Annotated in this window: 27 protein-coding genes; 12 read left to right on the plus strand and 15 right to left on the minus strand. The window is 48.4% G+C overall.

The window, feature by feature from the left end; all coding sequences use genetic code 11:
- From menB to menC, 3 genes are read left to right on the plus strand one after another with little or no spacing between them, the layout of a single operon-like run.
- Positions 1 to 825, plus strand: a complete 825-nt coding sequence (gene menB / locus KNO61_RS14900; protein WP_015880852.1) for a 1,4-dihydroxy-2-naphthoyl-CoA synthase — start codon at positions 1 to 3, stop codon at positions 823 to 825.
- A 49-nt stretch (positions 826 to 874) separates the two neighbouring features.
- On the plus strand, positions 875 to 2,233 hold the full coding sequence (gene menE / locus KNO61_RS14905; RefSeq protein ID WP_214814515.1) for an o-succinylbenzoate--CoA ligase: 1,359 nt from the start codon (positions 875 to 877) through the stop codon (positions 2,231 to 2,233).
- The gene (gene menC / locus KNO61_RS14910) at positions 2,230 to 3,300 is read left to right on the plus strand and encodes an o-succinylbenzoate synthase (protein WP_078146358.1); all 1,071 of its coding nucleotides are present in this window, start codon (positions 2,230 to 2,232) and stop codon (positions 3,298 to 3,300) included. The genes menE and menC overlap by 4 nt, the downstream gene beginning before the upstream one ends.
- Positions 3,301 to 3,336: 36 nt before the next feature.
- Here menC and map read toward each other — a convergent pair whose 3' ends face one another.
- From map to KNO61_RS14935, 5 genes are all read right to left on the minus strand, one after another.
- Positions 3,337 to 4,086 carry a type I methionyl aminopeptidase gene (map, locus tag KNO61_RS14915; RefSeq protein WP_015880849.1) on the minus strand — a complete coding sequence of 250 codons (750 nt, stop codon included), beginning with the start codon at positions 4,084 to 4,086 and terminating at the stop codon, positions 3,337 to 3,339.
- 14 nt (positions 4,087 to 4,100) lie between these two features.
- A complete protein-coding gene (locus KNO61_RS14920; protein WP_074037729.1) occupies positions 4,101 to 5,285 on the minus strand; it encodes an EAL-associated domain-containing protein in 1,185 nt (394 codons plus the stop codon).
- Between the two features lie 40 nt (positions 5,286 to 5,325).
- Entirely contained in the window at positions 5,326 to 5,577 is a 252-nt protein-coding gene (locus KNO61_RS14925; protein ID WP_214814516.1) for a hypothetical protein, read from the minus strand.
- A 100-nt stretch (positions 5,578 to 5,677) separates the two neighbouring features.
- Positions 5,678 to 7,207, minus strand: a complete 1,530-nt coding sequence (gene cshA / locus KNO61_RS14930; protein WP_078146356.1) for a degradosome RNA helicase CshA — start codon at positions 7,205 to 7,207, stop codon at positions 5,678 to 5,680.
- A 170-nt stretch (positions 7,208 to 7,377) separates the two neighbouring features.
- On the minus strand, positions 7,378 to 8,229 hold the full coding sequence (locus KNO61_RS14935) for a CvfB family protein (protein ID WP_015880845.1): 852 nt from the start codon (positions 8,227 to 8,229) through the stop codon (positions 7,378 to 7,380).
- Between the two features lie 289 nt (positions 8,230 to 8,518).
- Between KNO61_RS14935 and KNO61_RS14940 the strand changes: the two genes are divergently transcribed.
- The 5 genes from KNO61_RS14940 to KNO61_RS14960 all read left to right on the plus strand — a co-directional run bounded on the left by KNO61_RS14940 (position 8,519) and on the right by KNO61_RS14960 (position 12,065).
- Entirely contained in the window at positions 8,519 to 8,671 is a 153-nt protein-coding gene (locus KNO61_RS14940; RefSeq protein WP_015880844.1) for a hypothetical protein, read from the plus strand.
- Between the two features lie 128 nt (positions 8,672 to 8,799).
- Entirely contained in the window at positions 8,800 to 9,042 is a 243-nt protein-coding gene (locus tag KNO61_RS14945; RefSeq protein WP_031421071.1) for a hypothetical protein, read from the plus strand.
- 87 nt (positions 9,043 to 9,129) lie between these two features.
- Positions 9,130 to 9,390 (plus strand): hypothetical protein, encoded by a 261-nt coding sequence (locus KNO61_RS14950; protein WP_015880843.1) that lies wholly within the window; start codon positions 9,130 to 9,132, stop codon positions 9,388 to 9,390.
- A gap of 78 nt (positions 9,391 to 9,468) precedes the next feature.
- A complete protein-coding gene (locus KNO61_RS14955; RefSeq protein WP_078146354.1) occupies positions 9,469 to 10,170 on the plus strand; it encodes a lysophospholipid acyltransferase family protein in 702 nt (233 codons plus the stop codon).
- Entirely contained in the window at positions 10,167 to 12,065 is a 1,899-nt protein-coding gene (locus KNO61_RS14960) for an ABC-F family ATP-binding cassette domain-containing protein (protein WP_214734544.1), read from the plus strand. Before KNO61_RS14955 ends, KNO61_RS14960 begins: the two co-directional genes overlap by 4 nt.
- An 81-nt stretch (positions 12,066 to 12,146) precedes the next feature.
- Here the strand turns inward: KNO61_RS14960 and KNO61_RS14965 are convergent, their stop codons facing one another.
- The 7 genes from KNO61_RS14965 to KNO61_RS14995 form a co-directional block, all read right to left on the minus strand.
- Positions 12,147 to 13,076: an NADP-dependent oxidoreductase gene (locus tag KNO61_RS14965; RefSeq protein WP_214873746.1), complete on the minus strand. Its 930-nt coding sequence runs from the start codon at positions 13,074 to 13,076 to the stop codon at positions 12,147 to 12,149.
- Positions 13,077 to 13,169: 93 nt separating this feature from the next.
- Positions 13,170 to 13,694 (minus strand): GNAT family N-acetyltransferase, encoded by a 525-nt coding sequence (locus KNO61_RS14970; RefSeq protein ID WP_251306906.1) that lies wholly within the window; start codon positions 13,692 to 13,694, stop codon positions 13,170 to 13,172.
- A gap of 11 nt (positions 13,695 to 13,705) precedes the next feature.
- On the minus strand, positions 13,706 to 14,341 hold the full coding sequence (locus tag KNO61_RS14975; RefSeq protein ID WP_015880838.1) for a response regulator: 636 nt from the start codon (positions 14,339 to 14,341) through the stop codon (positions 13,706 to 13,708).
- 2 nt (positions 14,342 to 14,343) lie between these two features.
- Positions 14,344 to 15,366 carry a sensor histidine kinase gene (locus KNO61_RS14980; protein ID WP_214873748.1) on the minus strand — a complete coding sequence of 341 codons (1,023 nt, stop codon included), beginning with the start codon at positions 15,364 to 15,366 and terminating at the stop codon, positions 14,344 to 14,346.
- Positions 15,363 to 16,052, minus strand: coding sequence for a cell wall-active antibiotics response protein LiaF (gene liaF, locus KNO61_RS14985; protein WP_015880836.1), 690 nt, complete (start codon positions 16,050 to 16,052; stop codon positions 15,363 to 15,365). The genes KNO61_RS14980 and liaF overlap by 4 nt, the downstream gene beginning before the upstream one ends.
- Positions 16,053 to 16,130: 78 nt before the next feature.
- On the minus strand, positions 16,131 to 16,775 hold the full coding sequence (locus KNO61_RS14990; protein ID WP_214731561.1) for a PspA/IM30 family protein: 645 nt from the start codon (positions 16,773 to 16,775) through the stop codon (positions 16,131 to 16,133).
- Positions 16,776 to 16,797: 22 nt separating this feature from the next.
- Positions 16,798 to 17,187, minus strand: a complete 390-nt coding sequence (locus KNO61_RS14995) for a lmo0954 family membrane protein (RefSeq protein WP_031421063.1) — start codon at positions 17,185 to 17,187, stop codon at positions 16,798 to 16,800.
- Positions 17,188 to 17,432: 245 nt separating this feature from the next.
- Between KNO61_RS14995 and rsgA the strand changes: the two genes are divergently transcribed.
- Entirely contained in the window at positions 17,433 to 18,398 is a 966-nt protein-coding gene (gene rsgA / locus KNO61_RS15000; RefSeq protein WP_214873751.1) for a ribosome small subunit-dependent GTPase A, read from the plus strand.
- A 38-nt stretch (positions 18,399 to 18,436) separates the two neighbouring features.
- Here rsgA and pflA read toward each other — a convergent pair whose 3' ends face one another.
- Entirely contained in the window at positions 18,437 to 19,153 is a 717-nt protein-coding gene (pflA, locus tag KNO61_RS15005) for a pyruvate formate-lyase-activating protein (RefSeq protein ID WP_015880832.1), read from the minus strand.
- Between the two features lie 56 nt (positions 19,154 to 19,209).
- Entirely contained in the window at positions 19,210 to 21,456 is a 2,247-nt protein-coding gene (pflB, locus tag KNO61_RS15010; protein WP_214873753.1) for a formate C-acetyltransferase, read from the minus strand.
- Positions 21,457 to 21,817: 361 nt separating this feature from the next.
- Here pflB and KNO61_RS15015 point away from each other — a divergent pair, with 361 nt between their 5' ends.
- Genes KNO61_RS15015 through KNO61_RS15025 form a run of 3 tightly spaced genes read left to right on the plus strand, consistent with a single transcriptional unit; the run spans position 21,818 to position 24,101 of the window.
- A complete protein-coding gene (locus KNO61_RS15015) occupies positions 21,818 to 22,240 on the plus strand; it encodes a hypothetical protein (RefSeq protein ID WP_214873756.1) in 423 nt (140 codons plus the stop codon).
- Between the two features lie 53 nt (positions 22,241 to 22,293).
- Positions 22,294 to 23,460, plus strand: a complete 1,167-nt coding sequence (locus KNO61_RS15020; protein ID WP_047795883.1) for a DEAD/DEAH box helicase — start codon at positions 22,294 to 22,296, stop codon at positions 23,458 to 23,460.
- Positions 23,457 to 24,101, plus strand: coding sequence for a hypothetical protein (locus KNO61_RS15025; RefSeq protein ID WP_214734538.1), 645 nt, complete (start codon positions 23,457 to 23,459; stop codon positions 24,099 to 24,101). Before KNO61_RS15020 ends, KNO61_RS15025 begins: the two co-directional genes overlap by 4 nt.
- A gap of 22 nt (positions 24,102 to 24,123) precedes the next feature.
- Here KNO61_RS15025 and KNO61_RS15030 read toward each other — a convergent pair whose 3' ends face one another.
- Positions 24,124 to 25,230 carry a hypothetical protein gene (locus KNO61_RS15030; protein WP_214758203.1) on the minus strand — a complete coding sequence of 369 codons (1,107 nt, stop codon included), beginning with the start codon at positions 25,228 to 25,230 and terminating at the stop codon, positions 24,124 to 24,126.
- Between the last annotated feature and the right edge of the window lie 8 nt (positions 25,231 to 25,238).

Consider the following 25,238-nt stretch of genomic DNA (forward strand, 5'->3'; position numbering starts at 1 on the left):
ATGGAATCAGTAGCGAACTGGACATCGGTCCGGACGTATGAAGACATTAAATATGAAACGTGGAACGGGATTGCTAAAATCACCATCAACCGTCCCGAAGTGCGCAATGCATTCCGTCCGTTGACGGTCAATGAATTGATTGATGCATTCGCTCGCGCGCGCGACGATAAAGAAGTCGGCGTCATCATCTTGACAGGTGAAGGCGAAAAGGCATTCTGTTCAGGTGGAGACCAAAAAGTTCGCGGACATGGTGGCTACGTCGGGGAAGATGAAATCCCACGCTTGAACGTCCTCGACCTTCAGCGCTTGATTCGCGTCATTCCAAAACCGGTCATCGCCATGGTCGCAGGTTTCGCAATCGGCGGAGGACACGTTCTTCATGTCGTCTGTGACTTGACGATTGCAGCGGACAATGCTCGCTTCGGACAAACAGGTCCTAAAGTCGGTTCGTTCGATGCAGGATACGGTTCTGGATACTTGGCACGGATCATCGGCCATAAGAAAGCTCGTGAAATCTGGTACCTTTGCCGTCAATACGATGCACAAGAAGCACTCGACATGGGACTCGTCAACACGGTGGTCCCACTCGATCAACTTGAAGCAGAAACGATCAAGTGGTGCCAAGAAATCTTACAACACTCACCTACAGCGCTTCGCTTCTTGAAAGCAGCAATGAACGCAGATACAGATGGTCTTGCCGGACTTCAGCAACTCGCTGGAGACGCAACGCTTCTCTACTACACGACAGATGAAGCAAAAGAAGGACGCGATGCGTTCAAAGAAAAACGTGACCCTGACTTCGGTCAATTCCCACGTTTCCCTTAATTGTTGAGAGAGTAGCGATTTCGCTACTCTTTTTTTGGAGGTGACAGCTATGTATGAATGGATTCGGAAACACCCAGCGTCACATCTCGCCCTTGTGACAGCTGACGATCGATTGACATGGGCAATGCTACGCACGGAAAGCCTTCAACTTGCCCAGTTCATCCATGAACAGACACCCACCGCCAAACGAATTGGCATATTCGCTAAAAACAGCAAAGACTATGTCATTGCCGTTCATGCAGTACATCTGCTCGGAAAAGTGCTTGTGCCGTTGAACACACGGCTGACCGAAGAGGAAGTGCGTACTCAGCTACAAACAGCAAAAGTGAACCTTCTCCTCGTCGACGCAGAAATCGATTTGTCCGTCACCCAACTTCAGATCGCAGATCGGGCCACTTCATGTTTCAACGCGCCCCATGAGTGGAAAGAAGATGAAACCATGTCTCTCATGTTTACGTCCGGAACGACGGGTCGAGCCAAAGCGGTGCAACAGACGTACGGGAATCACCTCGCTAGTGCCCGAGCCGCTGAAGCGCATTTAGACTATCGTCCATCAGACCGGATGCTCACGGTGACCCCGCTCTTTCACATGAGTGGACTGTCTCAAGTGTATCGGAGTGCCATCATCGGTTCGACGCTCTATGTCGAGCCACGATTCGATGTCGATCGAACCCTTCACGTCATCGAGACAGAAGGCATCACCCAGCTATCACTCGTCTCAATTATGCTGCAACGACTGCTCGATGCCGGTCTGAAGAAGTATCATCTTCGCACGTTACTCGTCGGAGGCGGACCCGTCCCACGCTCATTGCTAGAAGAAGCAGAACGACGGCAGTTACCCATTGCTCAGACATACGGGATGACCGAGACATGCTCTCAAGTCGCGACGTTACTTCCGAGCGAAGCGCTCTCACATATCGGTTCGAGTGGGCAGGCAATCGCCCCCACAAGAATTCGAATTAATTCAGACGGAGAGATTGAAGTAAAGGGACCAACTGTGACGAAGGGATACTTCGAACAACCTGAATCAGATGCTTGGACACCCGATGGTTATTGGCGAACGGGTGACCTCGGCACGATGAGGGATGGTTATTTATATGTACACGATCGCCGAACCGATCTTATTCTGTCTGGTGGTGAAAATGTTTATCCGGCTGAAATCGAAGCCGCCATGTTACGCTGTGCCGGTGTTCAAGACGTCGGCGTCACGAAACAGTCGCATCCGACTTGGGGAGAAGTCCCGATCGCCTTCGTCGTCGGCTCCTATGACCCAGCCGAGATGCAGCATGTTCTCGACTCACAGTTGGCTAAATACAAGCACCCGATCGCCATCCACTACGCACCGAATTTACCACGAAACGCGAACGGAAAATTAATGCGCCATCGCTTAAAGGAGCTACTGTCATGATCAAACGTGCTGAGCTTTCCATCGTCCCTTTGACGTTTAAACACCCGATTGTGACGGCACACGCTGTCTTATCTGTCCGAAGAACGCTTATCCTCCGTCTAGAGACCGTAGACGGTGTCATCGGATACGGAGAAGGTGCCGCTTTCGAAACACCTTGGTATACGGAAGAAACGACCCAATCCATGATCGATACGTCTAAACTAATTCTCAATTTACTGAAAGGGATGACGGTCACAACGGACGTGTTTCCGAACTTGGTCTCGTCCATCATCGGTCAGCACATGGCAAAGGCGATGTGGGAAAGTGCACTCTGGGAGATTGAAGCAACGCGCGCGAACAAATCACTAAAGTCATTCATGAGCGCCGGAGATTCCGTTTCCTGCGGACGAACAATCGGGATTGGGTTACTGAATCAAACGATGAAATCCATCGAGACGGCATTAGCTGACGGATTCGAACGCATCAAATTAAAGGCATCTCCTAATGAACTGGTTCCTGCCCTACGTGAGATTCGCGCGGTCTTCCCTGACGCGCCTCTCATGATTGATTTAAACGGAAGTGCGTCCGATCAACCAATGGAATGGTTCGAACAACTCGATGCCCATCGGTTATTGATGATCGAACAACCGTACCCAAGCCGACAATTCACAAAATCAGCGGCTCTCCAAGCAAAACTCACGACCCCCATTTGTCTCGACGAATCCATCACGTCTTATGACGACGTGGATACGATGGCACAGCTTGGTGCCGGAAAAATCGTCAACATTAAACCCGCACGTGTCGGTGGGCTTAGCGAGGCGCTCCACATTCGAAAACACGGAACGCCATACTGGGTCGGTGGCATGTATGAATCCGGTATCGGAAGATATCATACACTCTTGTTTGCTTCGTTAAGCGGCGCGAGCTTCCCCGCGGACATGTCAGGTACGAGCGCTTATTTCGAGCAAGATTTACTCGATACCCCGCTTGAAGTGGAGAATGGAAAGTTGACTCTTCCGGATTCCGTACAACCAGATTGGAATGTGATTGAACGGTTACGCGAAGAAGTGATTACATTGCAAACATGAAAAAGGTGTGGTTCACGAGAACCACACCTTTTTACGTTAACGGAACGATCCCGTTAACACTTCATATCCATCTTCTGTGACAACAACTGTATGCTCGAACTGCGAAACAAGACTCTTGTTCGGAGTGAAGAGCGTCCAACCATCCTCTTCCGATTGATAGACGATTTCATCCTTTGTCGAGATGAACGTCTCAACAGCAATCACTTGCCCGGCTTTTAATAACTGATTTTCTTCGCGACTATAATAGTTCGAGATCGTCTCTGGCTCCCCGTGCAATGTCCGACCGAGTCCGTGTCCGGCCAAGTTCCGGATGACCGTGAATCCATTCTTTCTCGCGTCAGCGTAAATTGCTTTCCCGATCTGATTGACTTTCACACCCGCCTTGACCTTGCTGAGTCCCGCTTCTAATGAAGTCAAGGATACTTCGACCAAACGTTCGTGCTGAGGTGACTTCGCCGCCCCCGCAATCACAGTGCGTCCCGTATCGGCATAATACCCATCCTTCACAGCGGAGACGTCGACATTGACGATATCGCCTTCTTGAATGACTTCATCTCCCGGAATACCATGGGCAGCAACGTCATTGAGCGAGATACATGTGTAACCTGGAAATTCGTACATCGTAATCGGTGCAGAAGCTGCACCTTCTTCTTCTAAAATACGTTGCCCGATCGCATCTAATTCTTTTGTTGTCATACCGGGCTTAACGGCTTTCGCCATCTCATCTCGCGCAAGTGCGACGATTCGCCCGATTTCGCGCAATGCATCGTAATCATAATCTAGCATCGTCCATCTTCCTTTCAATCCAATAATCGATTTTGATATAAATATTCTTCAGAGATGTCGGCAAATAAGAACATGCCGTCCGGTAACGGATAGCTGAACGTTCGCGTCACTTCATTCGAACTGAAATCACGATAGTCTCCCGATAAATAGCCACGCCCTCGAACATCCATCGCCGCCATCGTCTGAATGAAATACGGTCGGAAACTCCAGTTATAGCCCCGATACGTATTATCGACACGCCATTCTCCATTCACGCAGTAAACGTTCGCACTCGTCTGGAAACCTGTCTTATCCGTTATATAATAGCGAACAAACACCTCTTCCAGTTTTGGGGCGATGAATTGAATCCACTCGTCTTTCTTGTCTCTCGACCATTTTCCGGATTGAACTAGTTCGCCAATGCGGCGATGTAACTCAAATTCAAGCTCGTACAAGCGATTCAGTCGTTTCTGGTCATGTAAAAAGAAGGAAGGCACTTCTTGTGCCAACACACCCATACCTTTGATTTCTCGTTGGGGAATCTCATCTTCCAAGCCTAGTAGGCCACCCATGTAATACCGACCACCGTGCTGCCACGCGTAACGAAGCTGTCCGATGTGGTTGATGGATTTGTAAAGAAGCGGTGCACCAAGCTTCGAAGCGATATACTCCATCGTCTGAAGCATGTTCGGATAGGTGACCGATAACGTCTTTTTCTCGACCATCGTGCCAAGGTCGACGAGCAATAATTCTGGCGCAAGCGTCATGATGTCTTCGATACTCGTGGATTCGGCAAAGTCTAATGCAATTTTCAATCCATAGGACCGATAGTATTGAATGACACGTGACAATCGCGGGACGTCGACCAAGTCCGTCCCTTGTAAGGTCACATAAATACGGTGTAACGGAAAATTCAATTCGCGTAGTGGGGCTAAAAAGGCTTCTCCCCCTTCTTCGAGAATCCATTCCGACCGGCATCTGAACGTGACGAATGGTTTGACGTCACGAAGTTGCGCTGCCGCGAGTTGCTCCATTCGTTGGGCGATGTCTAATTGATACTCGAGGGGAACGTCATCATCATAAAAAAACGGTGTCAATGATTCGCCTCGGAATCGTCCATGTACCATATATCCTTCCACTTGAAACGTCGCCGCTCCAAGGATTGGTTCATACGTCACCATCACTTCTTCAGGATGGACCATCACTTCTACCGCATCCACAATTCATCACCTCTTCGTTAAATGCGAAAACGAGCTACAATCAGCTCGTTCGCGTGTGTACATACATATAGGCACCGAAACAAGCAATAAAATAGGCGATACTCACCACGCCATATGCAATGCCCATCTTTCCGCCTACTCCAATGGCTAACACTAAAAAAATCATCGCTCCAAATAACAATGTCGCCACGGGGATATAACGAAAGTTAGGACGGTCTGTCTTTAACACGATTGGTTTGAGTGCGATTACACAACCAAGCAGCACAAGGAGACCGAAACTTAATTCCACCATCCGTTGACACCTCATCCTTCTATCTCTACTCAACTAGTGTAGCACGACACAATAAAAAATGCCGCAAATCCACTTAGGGAAATGCGGCATTTCACGATGATTAGTCACGCGGACGGCGTGGACCACGGTCATCCGAGCGACGACGATCGTCACCACGGAATGATCCTTTACGGTCTCCGCTACGTCCATCACGACGTTCGCCACCGCGTCCACCACGACGATCGCCACCACGGCCACCGCCACCGCCACGACGGTCGTTACGACCACGGTATCCACCGCGATCGCCACCACGGCCACCTTGGCGTTTCACACGAACTGGTTCAGCGTACGAGATTTCAACAGGTGTTGAATCTGGCTCTTTCGTCAATCCACGGAGGGCAGCAGCGAGAATTTCAACTGCTTCGTACTCTTCAAGAAGTTCTGTCGCAAGTTGCGTGTAAGCTTTGAAGTCGCCCGCTTGAACGCGTTCGATCAATTCTTCAGCTGCTTGCTTTTGGTTTCCTTCAAGTACTTCCGCGATTGTCGGTACGTGACGACGGTTCATGCGTTTGTTCGTTACACGTTCAATTGCTTTCACTTGTCCAAATTCACGTGGCGTGATGAACGTGAGGGCTGTACCAGTTTTACCAGCACGACCTGTACGACCGATGCGGTGTACGTAGCTTTCTGGGTCTTGTGGTACATCGAAGTTGTAAACGTGTGTGACACCTGAAATATCAAGTCCACGTGCCGCAACGTCAGTCGCTACCAAGATATCGATTGTTCCGTTTTTGAAACGACGAATAACTTGGTCACGTTTCGATTGCGTCAAGTCTCCGTGAAGACCGTCTGCAGTGTATCCGCGTTTGATGAGTGCTTCTGTCACTTCGTCTACACGTTTCTTCGTACGAGCGAAGATGATGCTGAGTTCTGGTGAGTCGATGTCGATCAAACGGCAAAGCGTATCGAATTTTTGACCTTCACGCAATTCGATGAACTGTTGGTTGATGTTCTCAACTGTCATTTCTTTCGCTTTGACTTTGATGATTGTCGGCGACTTCATGAAACGCTCAGCAATCTTTTTGATTTGTGGTGGCATTGTCGCTGAGAAGAGAAGCGTTTGGCGCTCTTCAGGAAGACCAGCCAAAATCGTTTCGATATCTTCAACGAAGCCCATGTTGAGCATTTCATCCGCTTCATCCAAGATGACTGTTTGAATGTCATCGAGTTTGATCGTCTTACGCTTCATGTGGTCCATGAGACGTCCTGGTGTCGCTACGACGATTTGCGGGTTCTTTTTCAAACCACGGATCTGACGGTCAATTTGTTGACCACCGTATACTGGAAGTGCGTATACGCGCTTCGTTTCACCGATTTTGTTTAATTCTTCTGCAACTTGAATCGCAAGTTCACGTGTCGGTGCAAGAACGAGTGCTTGGACTTGACGCGCCTTTGAATCGATTCGCTCAATTGTCGGAATACCGAAAGCTGCTGTTTTCCCTGTACCTGTTTGTGCTTGTCCTAATACGTCCACTCCCGTGAGTGCGACAGGAATTGTCTCAGCTTGGATCGGTGTAGCTTCCTCGAAGCCCATTTTGTGTACACCTTTTACTAATGCTTCACTTAATTGTAAGTCTTGAAATTTTGTCAAATTATATTCTCCTTTGTTCATACAAAAAACGTCTGAGTTCAGTTTGACAGATCTACAGACGTTTTCTCAATGTTTCCTCATAGTCAACTTTATTAACTATAACGTATTTATTCCTAAAATGAAAGAAATACATTTTCAAACTTTTTCATGTCACCCGAACATGAGTTATCTTATTTCAATTTGTAGCCGTTGTCGAGCTTTTCAACTTGTTTCTCTTTCAACAGTTTTCCAAGCGCTCGTTTAAATGCCGCTTTACTCATCCCGAATTCACGGTCGATGATGTCAGGTGATGTCTTATCACCATAAGGCATTTGTCCTCCACGTTCTTCAATATACGAGAGGATGCTCGCCGCATCACCATCAATCGCCTCGTACGCACGTGGCTTCATCGAAACGAGGACCGTACCATCTTGTTTGACCTGCGTCACACGAACGGTCAACTGTTCTCCGAGACGTGGCCAACGCGTCATCTCTGCCTCATGCAAGAAACCGAGTGATTCGCCTTCGACCCATACGTTGACGCCCACTTCACGTTTATTGACGACGATGGCCTGCACGTCCTGGTTGTTCCATTCTTCTTTCGACGGTCGTGCCAACAAGTTCAAGAACGCATATGGTGCAGGGTCCCCAAGCAAACGTCCTTTTTGGTCATACTTCAAGCGAATGCACAATTGATCGCCTGTCTGCGGCCAATACGACCGGTTCTCCGGTAAGTCATCCATTGAAACGAGAACGTCCTTTTGAATTCCGATATTCACGAAGACCCCTGTGTTATACCGGACGCCCGTTACCTCAAACCATTCATACTCATCAAATGAAACGGTCGGAATCGTCATCGTTGATGCGAGACGTCCTTCTGAATCATGATATAAGAAGACGCGAACTGTTTGACCGATCGTCACTTCTTCTGTCTGTTCTTTTCGGTGAAGGAGCACCTCTTCGCGGCCGTTACTAATGAATACTCCAAAATCAGCAGAACGTTCCGCGACTAAATCTACTACTTCTCCTGCGCGCAATGCCATTACACCCACATCCTTTTCTAAGCTATTACTGTCAGTATACCTATCTACACACGTTCCTAATCATATCATGTTCTCTTTCAACATTTTGAATAAATGTGTCGAAAATGTGAACGTGTTTTGAGACAGTTGAAATGGCGATTGTTTAATGAACTCACATGATTTATTAAAATTTTGTGACAATTTTGTGAACGCCTTTTTTTCTGCTAGTATCCTTTTTTTGAAAACGTTATTATATAGGAAGTGTCCAGTATAGATAAGGTTTCATTTAGGATTGATCGGGGGATAATAAATGTTTGATATACAGTCTCGTTCTTTTGCAAAACGTTTTACAAAAGGATTACTTGTCGCCTTTTTCGCATTGCTCGCATCACTCAGTTTTATTTTCTCAAACGGTGTCGATACGAACGTTTCGTCATCTTCGACTTACATGACCCAAGAGTAAACGCCATTCAGCCAACTGAAGGCGTTTTTTCTTTGGAATACATAACAGGATTTTCCTTCAAAAAGTCGAATACGATTAAAAGACCATGCCTTTTTCTTTCATACCCTTTAAGAAAAGGAGACTCCGCTATGATTTTTTATTTTCTCACGACCATTTTATCAATCGTAGGACTTGCTTTCTTGTTCCAGACTGAATTGTACAAAGATCCAATCGGGACATTTCTATTCGCCGTCTTGATTGCCATGGGACTCTCTTCCTTCAAACAACTCTTCATGCAGGCAAACGAGTATTTTGTAGAAAGACGGAACCAGAAACGAATCAAACGCGTCGTGGACAGAATGCACTCTACGACTCGAAAACGCTCTACATAACGCTCGTCTTCCCTCGCCACATTTGGTATCCTATGTAGGAACAGACATCGTACAATGGATTTATAATCGCAGGAGGCACACAACCGTATGAATGAAATCCCGTTATCGAATGAATGGCTACTTCGTTATTCACCTGTCATGGAGCTCTGGTTAAAAGAGGACGGCATTTTGCTCGTCGATGATGACAATCGAATCCGTCTCACTCTCGAAATCGGAAGTGACCAGGCCATGCAAATCAAAAGTATCGAGCAAGACGGCGCCTATTTCGTCGTCGATCCTGTGAATAAACGCATTACGTTCGAGCTCGAAGAAGAGGAAGAAGAGAGCGATTCTCGCTTTTGGGAATAAGGATTCATGCCGAAGGGTCGGATTCTCGTCAAGAGAAGAAGACTCTTTCTTGTTGTCATCATGAGAGGAGAGAATAGAATGATTCGAACAGCTGTATGGTTTTTCTCATTTTTTGCCGTATTACCGATCACCGTCCCGTTTTTACAGAAAGCGAAAAAAATCGAAACACCGAAACGTTACCGTTACGTACAAGATATCGCTTATAAATGGGCACAGTTTCTACTAAAAATCGCAGGTGCAGACGTCCGTGTCCATGGCCAAGACCAGATTCCGGATGAACCCGTCGTCTACGTGTCGAACCACCAAGGAAACTTCGACGTCCCGATTATGTTGACCGCCACGAAACGACCGAAAGCGTTTATCTCAAAAATCGAGGTTCAAAAATTCCCGATTATCCCACGTTGGATGGAATTGATGGGATGTATCTTCATCGACCGGAGTGACCGTCGGCAATCGATTCAAGCCATTCGTTCCGGTGTCGAAACGATTCAATCCGGCCAATCAATGATTGTCTTCCCAGAAGGCACACGCTCAAAAGGTGGACCGATGAAGGAGTTTAAAGCTGGAAGTTTGACGCTCGCCACATCAAGTGGTGCGAAGATTGTTCCAGTCGCGATTCAAGGCAGTTATAAATTGTTAGAAGCCAAAAATCGAATCACCCCGGCAACGGTCGATGTCACATTCTTACCTGCGATTGATCCGGCCGATTTGCCGAACAAGGAAATCGCAGCGACGGTCGAGGCGGCCATTCGTCAACAGCTTGAAGGAGAGAACGCATGAGTTTATTAATGATTGAAGGCATTCATAAAGAGTTTGCCGACAAAGTCTTATTTGATGATGTGACGATGACGATCCATCCCGGAGACCGTATCGGGATTATCGGCGTGAACGGTTCGGGGAAATCAACGTTCATGAAAATCATCGCCGGTACCGAGACAGCAGATCGAGGCACGATGCAGCATCCGAACGATTATCGGATTCGCTACTTGACTCAAACGGTTCAATTTAACGAAGGACAAACGATTCTAGACGCTTTGTTCACAAGTGACACTCCGTCCGTTCAAGCGTTGAAACAGTTCGAACGCGCCCGGCAAGCACTCGAAGCGGACCCGACAAGTGAGCAATTACTTGAACGCTTCATGAAAGCCCAACAGGCCGTCGATGCCGCAGACGCTTGGGAAACGGAAGCAAAACTGAAGTCGATTTTGAACCGGCTCGGTCTTCCTGACGTGTCAATCGATGTGAACGCCTTGTCTGGGGGTCAACAAAAACGGGTCGCGCTCGCCGCAGCGTTACTCGATGAAGCGGATTTGCTCCTTTTAGATGAGCCAACGAACGAACTGGATGCCGATACAATCGCATGGCTCGAAACGATGCTTGCCGATTACCGAGGAGCCATCCTGCTCATCACCCACGACCGCTATTTCTTGAATCGTGTCACGAATCACATTTTGGAGATTGCGGATGGAACGAGTTACTTCTATAACGGGAACTATGAACTCTTTCTCGAGAAGCGTGCCGAGCGCAAAGCGCGGGCACAATCGATGGAACAGAAACGACAGAATATATTACGTCGCGAACTCGCCTGGTTACGTCGAGGCGCGAAAGCCCGGACAACGAAACAAAAGGCACGCATTCAACGCGTCGAAGACTTGAAACATCAAGAGAGCTTAGCAGAAGACGAGACGCTCGACGTTTCGGTCGGATCACGACGTCTCGGCAAAAAGGTCATCGAAGTCGAAGATTTGTCTTTCGGATACGACGACTCCCTTCTCATTCGGCAGTTTAATTGGATTTTCGGTCGCCGTGAACGCTACGGAATCGTCGGACCGAACGGGAGTGGGAAATCAACACTCATGAACTTGCTCGCCAAGCGCCTAGAACCGACAAACGGTACGATTGTGCACGGAGAAACTGTTCATTTAGGCTATTACGGACAACAAGTCGAATTTGAAGACGAGTCACGACGGGTCATTGATGAGATTGAACGCATCGCCAAAGTCATTCATACGCCGGACGGCGAGGTCATCACGGCGGGGCAGATGCTTGAACGTTTCCTTTTCTCACCGGACGCGCAATACAAACCGATTGCGAAGCTATCTGGTGGCGAAAAACGACGTCTCGTCCTGCTTCGAATTCTCATGGATGAACCGAACGTCTTATTCCTCGATGAACCGACGAACGATTTAGACACGGAGACGTTGTCTGTTTTAGAAGACTATTTGGAATCCTTCCCAGGTACAGTCATCGCCGTCAGTCACGACCGGTATTTCTTAGACCGGATCGCCGGACAGTTGATCGCCTTCGAAGATGGGATCATCCAGGTGTATCACGCAGAATATAGTGACTACCTGGCCATGCGACAAGAAGAGGTTCGTCAAGTGAAGAAAGAGAAAGAACCTAAAGAGAAAAAGGAACGCGTAAGGTCGGAGGTCGTGAAATTCACCTTCAAAGAACAGAAGGAATGGGACACGATCGAAGAAGACATCGCCGCACTTGAGGAACAGATTGAAGCGCAGGAAGCGACACTTGCATCAGCGGGTAGCGACCTTGGTAAAGTCAATGAGTTGTACGCAACAATCGCAGAACTGAAAGAAACACTCGATGCGAAGATGGAACGTTGGACCTACCTATCCGAAATCGATGAACAAATACAAGCACAGAAAAAAGGCTGACCTCCACTTGAGATAGCCTATCAAATTTAATAAAAAGAGGTGGATTTCCAGAGCGTGTTCTGGAAACCCACCTCTTTTTTATCATTTCACTCGAATGACGATTTTGCCTTTGGCATGCCCTTCTTCTCCATAGTCATGAGCAAGTTTCGTGTCTTCTAAATCAAAGACCCGGTCAATCACAGGTTTCAGTTCGCCTTTTTCAACAGCTTCCGCAATTTTTTTCAAACGCTCCCCTGTCGGTTGCATGAAGACGTACTCGGCACGGACCTTCGCCTGTTTGGCTTCCTCTTCATTTGGTGGTGTGGAGATGGAGACGAGCATCCCATTCTCTTTAAGCATTCGATACAGTTTGCCCTGCCCGTCGCCCCCCATCGTATCAAATACAAAGTCAAGATCGCGGACGACCTCTGCCGGGTCTTGTTGTTTATAGTCGATGACCTCGTCGGCTCCCAGGTTTTTGACCCAGTCCACGTTCGGCGTACTCGTCGACGTGACGACATACAAACCCTGTGCTTTCGCGAGCTGGATGGCTACCGTTCCGACACCACCTGATCCAGCTCCGATGAAGATGCGATCACCCGGTTTGGCATCCATCACTTCGAACATGACTTGCCATGCCGTATGGGCGACGAGCGGAAGTGATGCGGCCTCCTCGAAACTTAGTGAAGCTGGTTTTTTGACGACGAGATGCGCATCGACTGCGACGTACTCGGCATATGTGCCTTGTCGTGCAATATCGGGACGACTGAATACTTCATCCCCCACATCGAGCTCGGTCACATTCGCCCCAACTTCTTTGATGACACCCGATACATCCCACCCGATGACGAGTGGCATTTCAAAATGAAGCATTTCTTTCAAGTATCCTTCACGGAGCTTCCAATCCACCGGGTTGACACTTGCGGCATGAACCTCAATCAATACGTCATCTGCACCGATCGCCGGTTGTTCAAGTTCCCCTACTTTGAATTCGTCTGATCCGCCATATTGTTCGATATATGCTGCTTTCATCTCATCATCCTCCTTTGATTGACTCACCTCTAGTTGGTTCCCATTTTATTTCTCTTACAAACGAAAAAAGCACACCGCTTGTGGTCGGTGTGCTCAGACTGACTGATGGGTCATATAGCTATAGACATACACGTCATGAGATTGTCCCCGCTGACGCATATAGTTATGTAGTCGACCTTCTTGAATGAATCCATTCTTCTCTAACATACGTTGCGATGCGAGATTCTCGACATAGACAATGGCACCGACCCGTTCAATTTCACACGTCACAGCAAACTGAAGTGCCGCGTGAAGTGCTTCCGTCGCATAGCCTGAACGCCAATATTCCGGTCTAAGTTCATAACCGATCTCGGCACGACGGTGCGAAGGAGCTCGATTGTGAAAACCGATTGTCCCGATTAACGCTTTTGATTCGCAATGCTCGATTGCAAAACGGATGACCGCTCCTGTTTCGATTTGGGCGAGCATATGGGTGAGCATCTGTTCCGTTTCTTCTAACGTCCGATGTGGCTCCATTCCGTAGTGGCGTAGCACGTGTTCATCTGAAAAGATGGCGAATACGTGCGGACCGTCCTCCATTTGGAGAGGACGCAACCGGAGGCGCTCTGTCACAATCACGGGGAGACGGATCATCCTTTACTGACCAAGTTATGTTGGAACGCATAGACGACTGCCTGGGTCCGGTCATAGACGTCAAGCTTCGTCAAGATGTTCGACACGTGAGTCTTCACTGTTTTGAGTGAGATGAACAATTCGTCCGCAATCACTTGATTCGATTTGCCTTCCGCCATCAGTTGCAAAATTTCTCGTTCCCGAGCAGTAAGACTCTCATGAAGGGTCATTTCCGGATGACGCAGGCGTTCGAGCATCTTTCCTGTCACTTGGGCGGCCATGACCGGATTACCGGCAGCGGTTTGACGAATCGCGTCTGCAATTTCATTGGCGTTTGCCGTCTTGAGGACATAGCTCATCGCACCGGCTTCGATGACAGGATACACTTTCTCATCATCCAAGAAACTCGTCACGACCAAAATTTTCGCTTCTTTCCAACTGGCTTTAATTCGTTTCGTCGATTCGACTCCGTCAACGGGCTCCATCACCAAGTCCATGAGGACAACATCTGGCTTCTCCGCAATCGCAAGCTCCGCTCCCGTTGCTCCGTCCGATGCTTCGCCGACGACTTCGATGTCCGGTTGTGTCGATAAAAAGGCAGATACGCCCGCCCGAACCATTTCATGATCATCAATTAATACAACTCGAATCATCATTACCCCTCCACTTGTTGTTTCACACGTACTTCAATTTGTGTCCCTACATTCGGCACACTGACCAATCGCAACGTTCCACCGACTTCTGCCGTACGCTCTCTTATCGATTGTAATCCATATGAGGCGACTTGTGTATCGTCCACATTAAATCCAATCCCATCATCGTTAATCTTTAAAATGACCGTCTGTTGTACCGTTCGCATCTCGATTTCTAAACGAGTCGCTTTGGCGTGTCGTAACGTGTTACTAATCGCTTCCTGAACAATCCGAAACAGTTCATTTTCAGTGTGCCGGGAGAGCTTCACTTCCTCTAAACGCCAGACGAGCTCGGTCGATTGTTTACGAGACAGTTCTTCTAACAAGCGTTCGATTCCCGTCTTGAGTGTCATGCCTTCTAATTCGACCGGTCGTAATTGTAACAGCAACGAACGCATCTCTGCCTGTGCGGTCTGCGCCATGAGCTCGACTTGTTCCATTTGTTTACTCGCGAGATCTGGTTTCGTCTGCATCGTCTGTTTGACCGCTGTCGTCATCATCGAGATGGCATAGAGCTGTTGACTCACCGAATCATGAAGTTCTCGTGCGACGCGACGTCTTTCTTTTACGACGGCCTCACTCCGCGCCTCTTCCACACTGACCGGACGCTCACCGACTCGCTTCGCCATCTCGACCATCTCTTGGCGCTGTTTCGATACGCGGACGATTCGTTCGAGTGTATCTCGGTATGGGGACATCGGGCGGAAAGTGATGTCTTTTTGGTTCTCCAGTTTCCAAAGGGCATTGGCGACTTCTCGAAAGTCTCGGCGCAAATAAAAATACGAACCGACGCCAAAGATACTTCCGATCAAGACGGCAATCACCAGGATGGACACACCGAAAGGCAACCCTTCTTCACGCGAAAATAAATCGCTCAATGAAGTCGAGTCACCTATGAGAAACGCTACTGTAATAAAGAAAGCCGTCAACAGGCTACTAAACAGTTGATGCCAGACGACCGTTCGTGGATAAGAATCTTTTTTCATACCGTCATCACCTCGACACTTCCACTCATGAGCACGATATGAATCCGGACTTTTCGCGTGGCCTGGACATAATCATCAGACGCTGTATAGAAGCGACGATTGAAAACCGGCGAATAGTTCGAGTCATCAACCTGCACTTTACCGAACCCGATCGATGCGTCAATCGAATAGTCATACCCTGCAGGAATGAGGATTCGAATATCTCCTGCGAGTCCATTGAGGAGTAAGAACGTCTCTCCTTCCGGAATGATGGCTTGTGACAAATCCATCTCGACATCCCGTAGTAAAAAGAACTCATTCGTATCACGTAACACATAGTGCCCCGATTCCTTCATCCCAAATGAGAAGGCTTGTTCTTGACGAAGGGGTGTCCGGATTTTCGATTCGACCGGTCGATTCTTATAGAGTCGATAGCCGAATAACAGGAGAAGTCCGGAAAGCACGAATCCGAATGCCGCAGATGAGAAGATCAAGCCGATCAAGAGGATTCCTCCGATTGCGTAAAAAATATAGCTAGCAGACTGCTTGCCCCGACGACTGAACCGTCGACCGATATAGAGGAGAAGCAGCGGGAGGATCATGCTGAATAAGACGCTATTGCCACCCGTCACAATATCGATGAAGAGTCCGACTGAAAATAAGATAATCATAAATCCAATGATTTGACGTGTGTTCCAACGTTCCATGTCCATTCCCCCTTTCTGTTCATATGTATGAAGCAAAGAAAGCGATGACCTTGTTCAGGTCATCGCCGAACCGTCACCTCACTCTTGTTTAAAGCGACGCTCCAGTTCCTTCAATTTTGCTTCAAAATCATCTTCATCTTCCTGTGTGTCTTGCTTTTCTTCAACAGGTTGTTCTTTCTTGTCTTCCTCAGTGAACGGATGAGACTGAGACGTATTTTGACCAAAGATTTGGTCGAGTGCTCCTTTTAACAAGTCTAGGTTTTCGCGCATCGCAAACTCATAACGTTTATTTTGCATCTCATCGAGTTTGAGTTTCATCTCGAGCGCACGACGCTCTAATGTATCCAACTCGCGCTCACCCTCGTCAATCAATCCTTCAAAGTAACGGTACTGTTCCCCGTAGTGTTTGGATTCGAGTGCCGCACGTTCTGCCAACTTTTCTTCCCCGGCTTGTTTCGCCAGTTCTGTCTGCTCATACCGTTTATCTGCCATTTTCTTGGCATCATCACGCTTCTGAGCAAGTTCTGCAAGCAATGTACGTTGACGTTCCACGAGTCGTTCAACCGACAACGCTTCCTTCTCCGCTCCACGGATATGACGGTTCAATTCCGCTTCTCCACTTGAACGTGGTATCTCTTTATCCTGGTATTTCTTCACTTCTTTCGAAATTTCTTTCGTCAATTCATTCGCTAATTCACGAAACTGATCAAACGGTGTCTTCATGGTGAATCCTCCTTATGAAATCTCAACGACGATTAACAAATTTTTGCCACACTTGATCGAACTGTTGGAAGCTGCTCCGGCCGGCACGCGTTCCGTCTGCATTTAAAATCTCGACATCCGGGTCGCGTTTTTCACTTGTATACATCATATACCCTTTAAACAACAACCACGCGACAATGATTCCGACGAGTGCCCAAATGTTTGAGAGCATCGTCCCAATCCCAATGACGGCAAGGATCCCGAAACCAACTTTAGCACCGATGTGTGTCACAGCCTGAAAACGGACTCCAGCCCAAAGCGTCAAGAGCGCTCCTAATCCGAATAAAATCATATTCGGTAAAGAACCGATCAACACGAGCACTAGAGCGATCGCGGCCACGATGAACAACACCTTTTTCACTTGGTGATTCATCTGTCATCCCTCCTTGTTAAGTACACTCTTATCATAATACGTTATTTGACATAGGTCGACGAGCGGAAGGCTTGTTTCGCCTCGGTCTTTAGACTGAGATGTTACCGTTTCCAATAACTGTGGTACACTAATGCTATCGAACAGTGAAAGGATGATGTTTTATGAGCAACATGATGCATGCACGTAACCAAATGTCAGCGAATCGGAGGGCTGTCGTCCTCCATCATTAAAAGGAGGATTCTAATTTGTTTCAACAAACTGAAACGGGACGTGTCACGGCACAGTTCCAACATCTTTATACGGTATCAATCGGAGAAAACGCCTATATGTGCGGGGTTTCCGGAAAATTTCGACATGCCGCGACGAGCGAACGGGATTACCCGGTCATCGGCGATTATGTCACGATTCAAGTTCGTGAGCATGGTCAAGGTACGATTCACCATCTCCTTGAGCGTCGGACCGTTCTTTCACGAGCGGCCGCCGGCAACGAGACACGTGAACAACTGATCTGCGCGAACGTCGACTACGTCTTGATTACGATGGCATGTGGACACGACTTCAACATCCGTCGTCTAGAACGCTATACGCTAGCCGCTTGGGACACCGGGGCAATCCCGATCATCGTCTTGACGAAGACCGATCAAGTCGACTCCGTCGACACATTGCTCGAAGACATTCAAGTGAACGCACCCGGAATCCAAATATTCCCCGTCAGTGCTGTGACGGGAGAAGGTGTGGCTGAACTTCGTCACGCATTGCCGAGTGAGAGCACAATCGCCTTCGTCGGTTCGTCCGGCGTCGGAAAATCTACGCTGACGAACGCCCTCGCCCACGAGACACTTGCCGTCACACAAGCCGTACGGGCGCAGGACGAGCGCGGAAAACATACGACGACGCACCGCGAACTGTTCCGGATCGATGACTTATACGTCATCGACACACCAGGGATGCGAGAATTCGGACTATGGGAAGGAAGCGAGCACCTCGATGAGACGTTTCGTGATATCGAAGCACTTGCCGAGACATGCCGCTTCCGCGACTGCTCACATCAGAAAGAACCGGGCTGTGCCGTTCAAGAAGCGCTAACGAACGGTACGCTAGATGCGAAACGCTATGCCAGCTACGTCAAACTAGAGCGGGAACTTCTCTATATGGAGAAGAAACAGGCAGAGCATGCCCGCGTTTTAGAAAAGAAGAAAAAGCGAGTATAACGTCAAACAAGCGCAGACCACATCGGTCTGCGCTTGTTTTATACAGTTCCCTGCAAGATCCCTTCCGCCCATTCGACTTCATCAGACGTCGGGGGTTTCGTGCCTTTGAGCGGATAATCGAGCCCGAGCGCCTCCCATTTGTAGACGCCCATCTCATGATAAGGCAAAATCTCGACTTTCTCGACATGGTCTAACTTTTGAATGAACGCGGCGGTGCGACGAAGCGCACCTTCCTCAAGCGTCCATCCAGGTACAAGGACGTGGCGAATCCACATTTTCGTTCCGCGCTCGGAAAGGTGTTCGGCAAGCGCGAGCGTGTTGGCATTGCTACGTCCCGTCAACTTCTTACACATGTCGTCGTCGATATGCTTGATATCGAGCAAGACAAGGTCGGTGTGATCTAAAATCGCATCCAAATTAGGAGGTCGGAGCGCACCGGACGTATCAAGTGTCGTATGAAGCCCATGCTTTTTCGCTTCACGCAGCAGCGCCTCTAAAAATTCAGGTTGCGCGAGTGGGTCACCACCAGAAATGGTGATGCCGCCTTTCGATGCTTCCATGAACGGACGGTAACTGAGCGCCTCTTGAATGACGTCTTCAGCCGAGCGGTGATTATTCTTTTTGAAATCCCACGTGTCCGCATTATGGCAGTATAAACAACGCAAGGCACAACCTTGTAAAAAGACGATGAAGCGAATCCCTGGGCCGTCAACTGTTCCGAATGATTCGACCGAATGTACATATCCCATTGTCATCGAAATGACCTCCTAACGAATGAGCGGCCCTCCGTGGAAGGCCGCTAAGCCTTTACTTACAACGAACCGTGGAACGTACGGTTGATGACGTCGATCTGTTGCTCACGTGTCAACTTGATGAAGTTGACCGCATATCCTGATACGCGGATTGTGAGTTGCGGATATTCTTCTGGATGTTCCATAGCGTCGAGAAGCGTCTCGCGGTTAAAGACGTTGACGTTCAAGTGATGTCCTTTGTGCTCTCCGCTCATATACCCATCAAGAAGTGCCGCCAAGTTGAGTTCGCGTGCGATTTCTTCTTTCCCGAGTGCTTTCGGTACGATCGAGAACGTATACGAGATTCCGTCTTGTGCGTGTTCGAATGGAAGTTTCGCAACAGATGAGAGCGATGCAGCCGCACCTTTTGTATCTCGTCCATGCATCGGGTTCGCTCCTGGAGCGAATGGTTCACCGGCACGGCGTCCGTCTGGCGTGTTCCCTGTTTTCTTACCGTAGACGACGTTCGATGTGATGGTGAGGACCGATTGTGTGTGAAGCGCGTCACGGTATGTTTTATGCTTCCGCACTTTCTCCATGAATGATTCGACGAGTTCGACGGCGATTGCATCGACACGGTCATCATTGTTTCCGAATTTCGGGAAGTCTCCTTCTGCTTCGAAGTCGACGATGATTCCTTCTTCATTCCGGACGGGTTTGACGTTTGCATATTTGATTGCTGAAAGACTATCTGCCGTTACCGAGAGACCCGCGATCCCACAAGCCATCGTCCGTAAGATTTCAGGATCGTGAAGCGCCATTTCGATTCGTTCGTACGCATATTTATCGTGCATGAAGTGAATGACGTTAAGTGTATTCACGTATAGCTCCGCCAACCAGTCGAGCGTTCGGTCAAAGTCGGCATACACTTTTTCGTACGTAAGCACGTCTTCTGTGTTCATTTCCCAAACTGGAGCGATTTGAGCGCCGCTCTTCTCATCACGTCCGCCGTTCATGCTATAAAGAAGGGCTTTCGCCATGTTGGCACGCGCACCGAAGAACTGCATTTGTTTCCCGATCTTCATCGGTGACACACAACATGCGATACCGTAGTCATCACCGAATTGTGGCATCATCAAGTCATCGTTCTCATATTGAATAGCCGACGTTTCAATCGACATTTTCGCACAGTATTGTTTGAAGCCTTCTGGAAGTTTCGTCGACCAAAGGACCGTCAAGTTTGGTTCTGGAGCTGGTCCGAGGTTCGTGAGTGAATGTAAGAACCGGAATGAGCTCTTCGTGACGTTCGAGCGACCATCTTGACTCATCCCACCGATTGATTCCGTCACCCAAGTCGGGTCACCGGAGAATAACTCGTTATAGTCCGGTGTCCGTAAGAATTTGACGATTCGAAGTTTCATGATGAAGTGGTCAACGATTTCTTGGACGTCCGATTCTGTTAAGCGACCCGCTTCAAGGTCACGTTCGGCGTACACATCAAGGAATGTCGAGACGCGACCGAGTGACATTGCGGCACCGTTTTGTTCTTTGATGGCAGCAAGATACGCCAAGTATACCCATTGATATGCTTCTTGCGTATTTTCCGCAGGACGACCGAGGTCAAATCCATAAGCGGCCCCGAGTTGTTTAAGTTCTTGGAGGGCACGAAGTTGTTCCGATAGTTCTTCCCGATCGCGGATGTCAGACTCAGATAAGAACCCACCGCGTTTCGCTAAATCCTTTTTGCGTTCTGCCATCAAGAAGTCAATTCCATAGAGAGCGACGCGACGATAGTCACCGATGATGCGTCCACGACCGTAAGCATCTGGAAGCCCCGTGATGATCCCTGATTTACGAGCGGCCCGCATTTCAGGCGTATAGGCATCGAAGACACCTTGGTTATGTGTTTTACGAATCTCTGAGTAAATTTTTGTGATTTCTTCGTCTGGCTCGAAACCATATGATTCGAGTGCCGCATCGACCATACGGATGCCGCCATTCGGGTGAATCGAACGTTTGAACGGTTCATCCGTCTGAACGCCAACGACTTTCTCTAACTCTTTGTTTAAGTAACCTGGTCCATGCGATACGATGGTCGATGGTGTATGTTGATCGACGTCCCAGACGCCTCCACGTTCACGCTCTTCTTTTGTTAGTTCCATCACACGATTCCAAAGAACGTTTGTCGCTTCAGTCGGACCTGCTAAAAACGTATCGTCTCCTGTGTACTCATGACGGTTCAAACGGATAAATTCACTGACATTCACTTCATTCGTCCACTGACCAGGGACAAAACCTGACCATGCGGATTTGATTTCGGTTGCCATGTTGATTCACTCCTCATTCTCGAAAGTAACTGCGTGTTATCTATACTGTGAGTGTACGTGAAAACGTGAACAATATGTTTTACATTCTTGTGAAATTTGTAACAATCTTATGAACGGGATGAAACAGCCGTTTTTGAAAGCGTTTTACAAACTGTTATATCCGCTAATTTATATAGTTTGAAACAGATGATTCCCAATTAGATAAGGTTTACCTATCATCTGTACTAATTTGATTATTCTGTGACGAACTATACAGTTTTTAAGGTGATTAATCTCACATCACTCGGTTAGAACTTGAATTTTTGTGTCGTATCAGACACAATGAAGGCAGAACATTGTATAAGAGGAAGGGGTTCTACTCATGACGTATGAACCATTAACAGCAAATCATGCCTTTCAGGTCGGCGATCGCATCTCATTAAAGGTCGATGAGGCTGGTGAAAAGCGTGACGGATTTATCACAGAATTTGAAGACGGAGGGTTTTGGATCCGCTTCGATGATGACATCGAGAACGAAGATTTTATCGATTATCGCGACCAGCTACTCGCCACACTTTTGTCGCGTCCAATCCATGTCATTATGACATATCCGGAACTGAAACCGTTCGAGAACATGACGGCCGAGTTACAGTATCGCGTTTATCAAGGATTCACGATTGAGAAAGTTGAATTGACAGCAGAAGGTGCAGACGCCCACATCCAACTCATCGAAGACGGTCAGACGTATACACAGACGTTACGTTCTTCCATGGAAGATGGTCAGGAGCATGTTCGCTATATTTGACGAGGGAGCGCTGTCGCTTCCTTTGTTTTTGCCTAAAGATAAGGAGACCGAATATGAATTTTACAAAACCTTTTATTAACGAAACGTGGGAACGGATGGGCTTCAATGAGCCGATGCCGGTCCAAAAAGAAGCGTTTCCCCTACTATTAGATGGAAAAGACGTGACAATCGAGGCACCGACCGGAACGGGTAAGACACTCGCCTATCTTCTTCCAGCCATTGAAAAGATTGATCCGTCGAATGACCGCATCCAAGTCGTTGTCGTCGCCCCGACCCGTGAACTTGTCATGCAGATTCAACAAGTCGCACAACGTTTCACCGAAAAAGGCGACGTCCGCATCGGTTCGTTCATCGGTGGCGTCGAATTGAAACGTCAAATCGACCGAATCAAGAAGAAACCACATTTGATCGTTGGGACACCAGGTCGTCTCGTCGAGTTGATCGACAAGAAAAAACTGAAGCTCCACGAAACACATACCGTTATTTTAGATGAGGCCGACCAAATCATCGACAGCGGTTTGACGGAGGCCGCAGAACGAATCATCAAGCATACTGCGCATGAGCGTCAACTTGCACTCGTCTCGGCAACACTCACCGATTCACTCAAAGAGTGGTCGGCACCGTTCATGAACGAGCCGGCACATATCAAAATCGAACGTGCCGTAAGCGATCAAGTGACGTACGGCTATCTGTTGACGACACGCCGGTATAAACCGGAACTTCTTCGTCGTCTTTCACACGTCGACGGTGTGAAGGCACTCGCCTTCATCAACAACCGCTCGTTCTTGCCACCGCTTCGCGGAGAACTTGAAAAGTTGAAAGTGAACTACCGGATGCTCGACAGCTTAAAAGGGAAACGTGAACGCGTCGAGACGCTCCGCGAATTCCGTAAAGGCGAATACCCGCTCCTCATCACGACCGGTCTCGCTGCACGCGGTCTCGATATTGAAGACGTGACGCACGTCGTCCATTTCGATTTACCGGAATCCATTGATGACTTCATTCACCGTTCCGGCCGTACCGCTCGCGGTAACGCGGGAGGCACTGTCCTTTCCCTCGTGACGACGGATGACCTGCCGCACTTGAAATCGTTTGCGCGTCAACTCGGTGTCGAGTTGAAAGAGCTCGAAATCTATCGCGGTGACGTGATTGAGAAACGGATTGAGGAGAAGCCTCCTGTCGTCAAACGTCCTGCGAACAAGCGAGGTCCGCGCCGATGAAAAAAAACCGGAAAGTAATTCCCTTCCCTTTGCTCGTCGAAGAGTCCGAATTGCTTGCCGAACTGAAAAAGTTGTATGAGCAAGCGGCTCTCGTGCGAAGCACACAATGGACGAACTATATTCAAGAGATCGCATCGGAAGGGACATGGCACTTAAAAGATGCCGAACTCTTCCGTGACCTCTTCATCGATTGGGCCGTCTTCTTTGAGACGGATGAGGATGGGATGACACCCCATGGTCGCTATTTGGCCGACCATAAGAGCGACATGTCCCCTGCCCTCTATCACGCACTCCGTGGATTAGCCGTCCCGCGTTGTAGTATCTTTGAAGTGACAGAGGACGGTCAGTTAAAAGACTGGGAGTCCAAAGAGACATACGCTGTTCAGTTACCAGAAGAACGTGAGACCGGCGACCTCGTTCTCGGGAAGTTACTCGATATCCGAGGCAGTTGGCGTTTCGGTTCGGCGTTTCTCGCCTTACCTGCGAAGATGTCTGGGAATGTCGCCGATCTGTATATCGACTTTACAGATGAAGTCGGTCCCGGTGCCTTTTTGGAGCAGTTCCCGGAGTTCTGCGCGGAACTGATCGACTTGTTGCTGGATTTAGAAGAAGGCGTCATCATACCGAAACCATCAAAATAAGCAAAGGGCCGCGGCCCTTTGCTTATTTTTGTCTGACATCTACGTCAATCTGTTTGAGCATGTCACGCGCTTCTTCGTTTTCAGGCGTGATCGCCGCACTCGAGATTTGTTTCCCATCCTCGTATACATCGATGATGACACCGTCTTTCGCTTGGCGCGTTTGGTACAGGCGACCATTTTCATAGAAGGCGTGATCCACTGAATCGAGAACTTTACGAGTCATCTGCTTCCCGGTGTTCAAGTCGATGACGACTTCCTCGCCATCCTCATTTAAGGCGAACAGGTTGTGACCCGACACTGTATGATCCCAAAAGTCCTGACCTTCAGCCAATTGAACAACTTTACCCGTTTTTGTATCGTAAGCGAAGAGTCCTGGGTTCGGATCCTCAACATTGATTTCCTCTTCCCCTTCTCGGATCACTTCGTACGAGCTGACACCGACAGAGATGTAACGAGTTTCTGTCACTTGAGAGGATACATCGGTAGCGTAAAAACGATTCGTATTGATGACATGGGTGATAAATCCTTTGTCCACATTCACTTCTTTGACCGTCACCTCATTCATTGCTTGATCAAACGTGGCGAGTATTGTTTTTTCTTCACCGTCATATCCATCTCGATAGATTAAGTTTAACTGACCATCATTCAGAAATACGCCTGACCATACCCCGTTCACGATGTCATATATTTTTGAATCACTGGCATCGAACGAAAACGTCGATAACTTTTCTCCATCTTCTTGTGTAAATACGATGAGCTCTTTCATCCCATTCTGACCGACCCCGATGTATCCATCCTCTGTTCGAATCGATTCCGCATACGTCATTCCGTTCATTTGTCGATGAATCGAACGTTCTCCCTCATTCAAACGTTCACGATATCGCAGTCCCTCAGCAATATAATTTAAGTTTGACGTGATACGACTCTCATCCGTCGTCACTTCAAACCACTGTGCAACATCGTCCTCTGTGCCATACGTGACCTCTACCACCGCGTCTTCCCACACAGATGGATTCGAACTGATGTCTAACGCCCATTCTGCTTTCGGTTCTGTCGCATCAACGGCAAACGTCCCAAGCCCAATCACGATGACCGCACCGAGCGCGGCCACATTCCACATTCGTTTCATCTTCTCAC

The sequence above is a fragment of the Exiguobacterium sp. s140 genome (genome assembly GCF_018617035.1).
GTDB classification, from domain to species: Bacteria; Bacillota; Bacilli; order Exiguobacteriales; family Exiguobacteriaceae; genus Exiguobacterium; species Exiguobacterium profundum.

Excerpts from the sequence above, each read along its gene's own strand:
- menB (WP_015880852.1), top strand. The coding sequence starts at position 1 with ATGGAATCAGTAGCGAACTGGACATCGGTCCGGACGTATGAAGACATT.
- menE (WP_214814515.1), top strand. The coding sequence starts at position 875 with ATGTATGAATGGATTCGGAAACACCCAGCGTCACATCTCGCCCTTGTG.
- menC (WP_078146358.1), top strand. The coding sequence starts at position 2,230 with ATGATCAAACGTGCTGAGCTTTCCATCGTCCCTTTGACGTTTAAACAC.
- map (WP_015880849.1), bottom strand. The coding sequence starts at position 4,086 with ATGCTAGATTATGATTACGATGCATTGCGCGAAATCGGGCGAATCGTC.
- KNO61_RS14925 (WP_214814516.1), bottom strand. The coding sequence starts at position 5,577 with ATGGTGGAATTAAGTTTCGGTCTCCTTGTGCTGCTTGGTTGTGTAATC.
- KNO61_RS14935 (WP_015880845.1), bottom strand. The coding sequence starts at position 8,229 with ATGGCATTGCGCGCAGGAGAAGTAGTAGATTTAGTCGCGGAACGTTCT.
- KNO61_RS14940 (WP_015880844.1), top strand. The coding sequence starts at position 8,519 with ATGTTTGATATACAGTCTCGTTCTTTTGCAAAACGTTTTACAAAAGGA.
- KNO61_RS14945 (WP_031421071.1), top strand. The coding sequence starts at position 8,800 with ATGATTTTTTATTTTCTCACGACCATTTTATCAATCGTAGGACTTGCT.
- KNO61_RS14950 (WP_015880843.1), top strand. The coding sequence starts at position 9,130 with ATGAATGAAATCCCGTTATCGAATGAATGGCTACTTCGTTATTCACCT.
- KNO61_RS14955 (WP_078146354.1), top strand. The coding sequence starts at position 9,469 with ATGATTCGAACAGCTGTATGGTTTTTCTCATTTTTTGCCGTATTACCG.
- KNO61_RS14960 (WP_214734544.1), top strand. The coding sequence starts at position 10,167 with ATGAGTTTATTAATGATTGAAGGCATTCATAAAGAGTTTGCCGACAAA.
- KNO61_RS14965 (WP_214873746.1), bottom strand. The coding sequence starts at position 13,076 with ATGAAAGCAGCATATATCGAACAATATGGCGGATCAGACGAATTCAAA.
- KNO61_RS14975 (WP_015880838.1), bottom strand. The coding sequence starts at position 14,341 with ATGATTCGAGTTGTATTAATTGATGATCATGAAATGGTTCGGGCGGGC.
- KNO61_RS14980 (WP_214873748.1), bottom strand. The coding sequence starts at position 15,366 with ATGAAAAAAGATTCTTATCCACGAACGGTCGTCTGGCATCAACTGTTT.
- liaF (WP_015880836.1), bottom strand. The coding sequence starts at position 16,052 with ATGGAACGTTGGAACACACGTCAAATCATTGGATTTATGATTATCTTA.
- KNO61_RS14990 (WP_214731561.1), bottom strand. The coding sequence starts at position 16,775 with ATGAAGACACCGTTTGATCAGTTTCGTGAATTAGCGAATGAATTGACG.
- KNO61_RS14995 (WP_031421063.1), bottom strand. The coding sequence starts at position 17,187 with ATGAATCACCAAGTGAAAAAGGTGTTGTTCATCGTGGCCGCGATCGCT.
- pflA (WP_015880832.1), bottom strand. The coding sequence starts at position 19,153 with ATGACAATGGGATATGTACATTCGGTCGAATCATTCGGAACAGTTGAC.
- pflB (WP_214873753.1), bottom strand. The coding sequence starts at position 21,456 with ATGGCAACCGAAATCAAATCCGCATGGTCAGGTTTTGTCCCTGGTCAG.
- KNO61_RS15015 (WP_214873756.1), top strand. The coding sequence starts at position 21,818 with ATGACGTATGAACCATTAACAGCAAATCATGCCTTTCAGGTCGGCGAT.
- KNO61_RS15020 (WP_047795883.1), top strand. The coding sequence starts at position 22,294 with ATGAATTTTACAAAACCTTTTATTAACGAAACGTGGGAACGGATGGGC.
- KNO61_RS15025 (WP_214734538.1), top strand. The coding sequence starts at position 23,457 with ATGAAAAAAAACCGGAAAGTAATTCCCTTCCCTTTGCTCGTCGAAGAG.
- KNO61_RS15030 (WP_214758203.1), bottom strand. The coding sequence starts at position 25,230 with ATGAAACGAATGTGGAATGTGGCCGCGCTCGGTGCGGTCATCGTGATT.